6 protein-coding genes are annotated in these 6,804 nt (G+C 46.0%); all 6 read left to right on the forward strand.

What is annotated here, in order from left to right; genetic code table 11:
• Positions 1-91: 91 nt before the first annotated feature.
• On the forward strand, positions 92-1,654 hold the full coding sequence (locus tag AWV70_RS09835) for an ABC transporter substrate-binding protein (protein WP_060206579.1): 1,563 nt from the start codon (positions 92-94) through the stop codon (positions 1,652-1,654).
• A 59-nt stretch (positions 1,655-1,713) separates the two neighbouring features.
• Entirely contained in the window at positions 1,714-2,667 is a 954-nt protein-coding gene (locus tag AWV70_RS09840; protein ID WP_060206581.1) for an ABC transporter permease, read from the forward strand.
• Entirely contained in the window at positions 2,667-3,560 is an 894-nt protein-coding gene (locus AWV70_RS09845; RefSeq protein WP_082713546.1) for an ABC transporter permease, read from the forward strand. The genes AWV70_RS09840 and AWV70_RS09845 overlap by 1 nt, the downstream gene beginning before the upstream one ends.
• Before the next feature lie 32 nt (positions 3,561-3,592).
• The gene (locus tag AWV70_RS09850; RefSeq protein ID WP_060206583.1) at positions 3,593-4,576 is read left to right on the forward strand and encodes an ABC transporter ATP-binding protein; all 984 of its coding nucleotides are present in this window, start codon (positions 3,593-3,595) and stop codon (positions 4,574-4,576) included.
• Positions 4,577-4,594: 18 nt separating this feature from the next.
• The gene (locus AWV70_RS09855) at positions 4,595-5,593 is read left to right on the forward strand and encodes an ABC transporter ATP-binding protein (protein WP_060206585.1); all 999 of its coding nucleotides are present in this window, start codon (positions 4,595-4,597) and stop codon (positions 5,591-5,593) included.
• Positions 5,590-6,804, forward strand: a 1,215-nt coding sequence (locus AWV70_RS09860) for a M20/M25/M40 family metallo-hydrolase (protein ID WP_060206587.1), incomplete at its 3' end; no start/stop codon positions are given. The genes AWV70_RS09855 and AWV70_RS09860, both read left to right, overlap by 4 nt.

Consider the following 6,804-nt stretch of genomic DNA (forward strand, 5'->3'; position numbering starts at 1 on the left):
GATAGTCACTTTGCATTTATGATTTTTATCTGTTCGATACAGAGATTGGTGGAATTGATATCAGCAATATTTTTTGGGGGAGGATTCAAACATGAAAAGCTTCAAAGGGTGGTCGTTAGTAGCATTTACGCTAACAATCTTATTGATTGTCTCTGGCTGTAGTGATTCTGCTTCCGGCGATAGTACGAGGGAGATGGGCGATAAGAGCGGGCGAGGAAGCGGCAATGGAAAGGATAAGTTGGTAATTGGGCTGGATGATGATCCGCCGCAGTTGGATCCGCATTTGTCCAGTACAGCGGTTGACCGGCAAGTGTTGCATTCGTTGTTTGATAAGTTAGTTGATATTGATGAGGATATGAATATCGTCCCGAAGTTGGCGAAGGACTGGGACATTTCGGATGATAACCAAACGTATACATTTTACCTGCAGGAAGGGGTTGTCTTCCATGATGGCACTCCGTTCAATGCGGAGGCTGTGAAGTTCAATTTTGACCGGATGCTCGATCCTGCGATGGGGTCGCCGCGATATGGGGAAGTGGAGCAGGTGGAGCAAGTCAATGTCATTGATGAACTCACGGTCGAAGTTCAACTCAAGACACCGTTTTCTCCATTTTTAGGGGATTTGACGGATCGTGCGGGTATGATGCTGTCACCGACTGCAGTAAAGGAATCAGGTGAGGATTTTTCACGGCATCCAGTCGGAACGGGACCATATCAATTTGTTGAACGGGAACTCCAGAGCCATATTAAAGTTTCGCGTTTTGATGAGTATTGGGGAGAACCTGCCATCATCAAAGATGTACTTTACAAACCGTATACAGATGAGAATATCCGATTGACGAATCTGATTTCCGGTGATGTCGATATGATAACGGTCGTTGGTTTCAAGGATATCAAGAAAATCGAAGGGAATTCCGCTGTTAAGCTGTCAGCCAAAGAGGGGCGAGGATTTTTAGGATTGCATTTAAATCCTGCGAAAGCTCCATTCAATAATAAGGATTTCAGGGAAGCGATCAATATTGCAATTGATCGTCAAGCGATTACGAATGTCGTCTACCATGGGGCAGCGTTGCCCGCTGTTAGTGCATTCCCGCCGGCAAGTTGGGCACATAATCCTTCGCTGGAAGTGCCAAAAGGAGATTTGACGAAAGCAAAGTCGCTTCTCGAAAAGTCCGGCATCAAAGATCCTTCCTTTACGATCAAAGTGAAACCGGTAGAAACGGACAAGCAGATGGCGGAAATGGTGCAATCGATGCTGCAGGAGATTGGTGTAACCGTAAATGTTGAAATGCAGGAAATCGGTTCGCTTTTGAGCAGCGCTATCGCGGGTGACTATGAAGCGCTTTACTTAGGATGGGATGGCCGTACTGATCCGGACGGAAGTGTAAGCAGATTCTTCATGTCCAACGGTTATAACAATTATGCAAAGGTGAATAATCCGGAGATTGATAAGCTGTTGACGGATGCCCGTGTGTCATTGGATCAAGAAGAGCGGAAGAAAATTTATCAACGCTTTTCTGAAGTCGTGTTTGATGAGGCGAATTACATTTTCCTCGTACACATTGATGAAAATAAAGCGATGAAGACAAATGTAAACGGTTTCATTCATTATCCTGACGGAATGATTCGCCCGGATCGAATTTATTTTGACTAGACGATAGTGGTCGGAAGAGTCGGTGTATGTACGGGGATTGTATAGATGGGAGGAGTAGCATGTTTTATTTCTTACTTCGTCGTTTCAGCCTCATGGTCGTTGTTCTGTTGCTAGTAAGCATTATTATCTTCTCGCTGCTGAATATATTGCCCGGAGACCCGGCGATGCTCATTCTTGGACAAGAGAGCTCTCCTGAGGCATTGGAAGCATTGCGGGAAAAGATGGGCTTGAATGATCCTTTGCCTGTTCAATATTTGCATTGGTTGACAGATAGTTTGCAAGGAGATTTCGGTAAATCGCTGCGGGATAACAATGATGTCACTGCGATTTTATTGAAGAAAGTGCCGATTACAATTCAATTGGCATTCATGTCTTTTGCGATTGCGGTATTGATCGCGGTGCCGGCAGCCATTATTAGTGCTACGAGAAAAGGGACGTCTTTAGACTATCTGAGCACGTTCTTTTCATTGTCAGGTGTGTCCTTTCCACCTTTCTGGCTTGGCATCTTGCTCATCCTTATTTTCTCGGTCGGATTAGGGTGGCTTCCGCCTTCTGGTTTTGTATCGTTGGCGGAAAATCCGGTGCGAAGTGTGTTGCTAATGCTTATGCCAGCATTGGCGCTTGGCATCCGACTGGCTGCTGAGCTGACCCGCATGCTGCGATCCAGTTTGCTGGAAGTATTGCAGTCGGATTATATCCGGACAGGCTATGCTAAAGGGTTGATGGAGAGAGCGGTTGTCTTCAAGCATGCGCTTCGAAACTCGCTTATTCCGGTCATTACAATCAGCGGACTGCAATTCGCGACGTTAATTGGCGGGGTGGTCATTATTGAGACAATCTTTTCAATCCCAGGCATCGGACAACTTGTGTACAGTGCCATATTGGCAAGGGATTTTCCAGTCGTCCAAGGGGCGGTTATGATGATGGCGTTCAGCGTGGTTATCATTAACTTTATGGTCGATATCACGTACTCGATTTTGGATCCGAGGATTAAGGTGGGAGGCGAAAGATGATGGAACAAGTCCAAAAAGGTGAAATCACTTCTGTGAAAACTGAGTATCCAAGAATACGGTTGATGAAAGAGATGCTTCAACGCCTTTTGGAGAATAAGTTGGCGGTTGTCGGAGGCGTGTTCACCATTCTGCTCATCTTTCTGGCTCTCTTCCCGGGCGTAGTTGCCACACATAGTCATACCGAACAAGATTATTCTGCGGTTTTAGTCCCTCCTAGTGCTGCGCATTGGTTCGGGACGGATGAATTGGGAAGGGATTTATTCAGCAGAGTGATTTACGGGGCAACGACCTCTTTGAAAGCCGGGTTAATCTCAGTAGGGATTGCTTTAGGCATCGGATTGCCGATCGGGATGCTATCAGGCTATTTCAGGGGAGTGTGGGATGAATTCCTGATTATGCGCATAACCGATGCGATGCTCTCCTTTCCGCCGCTTGTATTGGCGTTGACCTTAGTCGCAGTTTTCGGTGCGGGATTGGAGAACGCCATGATTGCCATTGGCCTTGTCCTCACGCCAAGTTTCATGCGTCTGATCAGGGGTGAAGTGCTAGCGCATCGGGAGAAGGAGTACGTAGAAGCGGCGCGGGCGTCGGGATTGCCGAGCTGGAGAATCCTTTTCATCCATATCCTTCCGAATACGATAGCGCCAATCATCGTTCAGGCTACATTAGCGATTGCAGCTGCCATCATTACGGAAGCATCACTTAGTTATCTGGGATTAGGGACACAACCGCCTACGCCAAGCTGGGGTTCCATGCTGTCGACAGGACAAGGATATTTGGAACAGGCTCCATGGCTTGGATTATTTCCTGGGCTATTTATATTTATTACCGTATTGTCCATCAATCTGTTCGGAGATGGCATACGGGATATGTTCGATTCGAAATTGAAATGACGGCGAATGACTAATGAAAGAAGGCGGGAGATATGGGTACTGAACTTTTGACTGTAAAGGAGTTAAACGTCGGCTTCGTGAATAAAGGTCAAACGATTCCCGTGTTAAGTGATGTAGAATTTACCGTAAAAAAGGGAGAAACACTCTGCATCGTCGGTGAATCGGGTTGCGGGAAGAGTTTGACTTCATTAGCCATTATGGGGTTGATTCCGAAAAATGGTGAGATTATGAAAGGTGAAATCCTGTTTAAAGGGGAAGATCTCGTCAAGAAGACGAAAAAAGAAATCAGTCAAATCCGCGGGAAACAAATTTCAATGATCTTTCAAGAACCGATGACTTCACTGAATCCGGTTCATACCGTCGGCAAGCAAATTGCAGAATCTGTTCGTCTGCATGAAGGAGTAGGGAAGAAGCAAGCGATGGAAAAAGCGGTGGAGATGCTGCGACTTGTTGGTATTCCGTCTCCTGAGAAGCGTGTCCATGACTACCCATTTGAAATGAGTGGGGGAATGCGCCAACGGGTCATGATTGCTATGGCCCTTGTCTGCAATCCCAATCTATTAATTGCCGACGAGCCGACAACTGCATTGGATGTAACGACACAAGCCCAGATTCTCGGATTGATGGGCCGATTGAAAAAGGAGCTGGATATGTCGATCGTCATGATTACACATGATTTAGGTGTCGTTTCACAAATTGCAGATCGCGTCATTGTCATGTATGCGGGCAAAGTGATTGAGGTAAGTGAGACGATGGATTTAATTGAGAATCCGAAGCATCCCTACACGCGGGGGTTGATCGAATCGATTCCGAAGCTTCACGAGGAACAAGACGATCTACCGACAATTAAAGGATCGGTTCCCGGGTTGAATGAAATGCCGAAAGGATGTCGATTTTCAACAAGATGTCTTTATGCGCGACAGACATGTCATGAAGTTGAACCGACTTTAACGGGAGAAGGTCAGCATAAGGTGAGCTGTTGGCTGCATTCACCGAAATGGGAGAATTTGGAATAGGGGAGGGGGACAGGTCATATGAGTATAAAGCATGAAAAGGAACCGGAGATTTTATTGGAAGTGAGAGACTTGCAGAAACACTTCAAGAAAGGTGGAAATGCAATCAAGGCTGTGGACGGCATTTCTTTTCAGGTGAAGAGAGGAGAAACGTTAGGAATCGTCGGTGAATCGGGTTGCGGGAAATCGACGATGGGGAGAGTCATTTTACAATTGTTGAAACCCACTGAAGGCGAGGTGTGGTTCGAAGGGAATGATATCAGCAAATTCTCGAATACGCAGTTACGAAAATTGCGTAAGGACATCCAAATCATTTTTCAAGATCCATTCGGCTCGCTCAATCAACGGATGACAGTCGGTGCGATGTTACGGGAAATCGTCCGTTTCCATAGCATCGTCCCAAAGGCAGAGGAATTGCGGTTCATCCAGGATCTTTTGCGAAAAGTGGGGCTTAACGCAAATCATTATTGGAGTTATCCGCATAAATTCAGCGGCGGTCAACGGCAACGGATCAGCATCGCAAGAGCACTTGCCGTTGAGCCGAAATTGATCATTTGTGATGAAGCCGTGTCTGCGCTGGATGTGTCTGTACAAGCTCAAATATTGAATTTGCTAAAGAAGTTGAAAAGGGAATTCGGATTGACTTACATTTTCATATCGCATGATCTGTCGGTCGTAAAGCATATTAGCGACCGGGTTGGTGTGATGTATTTAGGGAAAATGGTTGAACTTGCCGGTAAAAAAGAAATCTACAACAACCCGCTGCATCCTTACACGAAAGCTTTGTTTTCTGCCATTCCAGATATCTCGGGCAAGGAGAAAGCGACAATACAAGTCTTGAAAGGGGATATACCAAGCCCACTCAATATACCAAGCGGCTGCCACTTTCATACGAGATGTCCGAATGCCATTGCTGAATGTAAGGTCAACGTTCCCAAGTTTCGGGATATGAGTGATAACCATTATGTGTCTTGTGATGTAGTAAGGAATGACAATCTTGTATTGGAGGGGTCGAGATGATCGTGAATGAAATGGATTTACAAGAGATCAGAAGTAAAGTGATGCTGGAAATGAATCAACGAGAGAATGAAGTGGTTGATATCTGTTCTGCGCTATTGAAAATACCTACCGAAAACCCACCTTCTGACACACGTGAAATCGCATTGCTCATTGGAGAGATGGTAAAAAAGGTCGGCGCGGAAGTTTTCTATCCGACAATGGAAGAGCCGATCGTCAATGTTGTTGCAAAGATTAAAGGGAATGGACCTGGAAAAAGCCTTATCTTTAATGGACATTTGGATACTTTTCCGGCAGGTAACCATGCAGATTGGTCTGTGGATCCTTTTGCAGCTGTGCAGAAAGATGGCCGACTATACGGCAGGGGAGCCTCTGATATGAAAGGCGGCGTGGCAAGTTCGATTTTCGCATTTCTATTGCTCGCGGAATTCCGAGACTACTGGTCCGGCGAAATCGTATTGGTTCTAGTTGGGGATGAAGAAAGCGGCGGTAAAAGAGGTACTGAATTTATCCTAGAGACAATTCCAGATGCAATAGGAGACGTCATGATCAAGGGAGACGCCGGCTCTCCGATGGTTCTCAGATTCGGAGAAAAAGGACCCTTTTGGATAGAATTAGTCGCCGAAGGAGTAGCTGCTCATGGGGCGCATTTATATAGAGGAGACAATGCGATTGAAAAATTGATTGTCGGGATGATGAAGTTGAAAGAGCGTATTGATATGATTCCAGTGGAAACTCCAGAATCGATTTTGCAGGCGATTGTAAACGCAGGGGGCGTGTCCGAACAATATTCAGGCAAAGGGGAAACAGAGGCTATCCAAAAAATAACCGTCAACTTCGGCGTCATCGAAGGTGGAATCGCGCCGAATCTAGTCCCAGCCCTTGCCAAAGCAAAAGTGGACATCCGGCTACCTGTCGGTGTCACCTCTTCAGAAGTGGAACAAGTGGTTAAAGAGGTCGTCGATTCAATAGATGGACTGTCCTACAGTGTGTTACAAAAATACGAAGCGAATTGTTCAGATGTCAATCATGAGATCTTTCCTTTAATCTCCGCTAGTGGATTTGATGTAATGGGCGAAACTCCTGTTCTGACAATCCGCGTCGGCGCCTCCGATGCACGCATGTATCGGGAAAGAGGAATTCCTGCCGTCAACTGTGGTTTGACTCCATATAATATGGGTGGACCGGATGAGTATATTGAGGTGGCAGAGTTG

This window comes from Sporosarcina koreensis (assembly GCF_001531445.1).
GTDB classification, from domain to species: Bacteria; Bacillota; Bacilli; order Bacillales_A; family Planococcaceae; genus Sporosarcina; species Sporosarcina koreensis_C.

Bases quoted from the DNA above. Each gene is read 5' to 3' on its own strand.
- AWV70_RS09835 (WP_060206579.1), top strand. From the start codon at position 92: ATGAAAAGCTTCAAAGGGTGGTCGTTAGTAGCATTTACGCTAACAATC.
- AWV70_RS09840 (WP_060206581.1), top strand. From the start codon at position 1,714: ATGTTTTATTTCTTACTTCGTCGTTTCAGCCTCATGGTCGTTGTTCTG.
- AWV70_RS09845 (WP_082713546.1), top strand. From the start codon at position 2,667: ATGGAACAAGTCCAAAAAGGTGAAATCACTTCTGTGAAAACTGAGTAT.
- AWV70_RS09850 (WP_060206583.1), top strand. From the start codon at position 3,593: ATGGGTACTGAACTTTTGACTGTAAAGGAGTTAAACGTCGGCTTCGTG.
- AWV70_RS09855 (WP_060206585.1), top strand. From the start codon at position 4,595: ATGAGTATAAAGCATGAAAAGGAACCGGAGATTTTATTGGAAGTGAGA.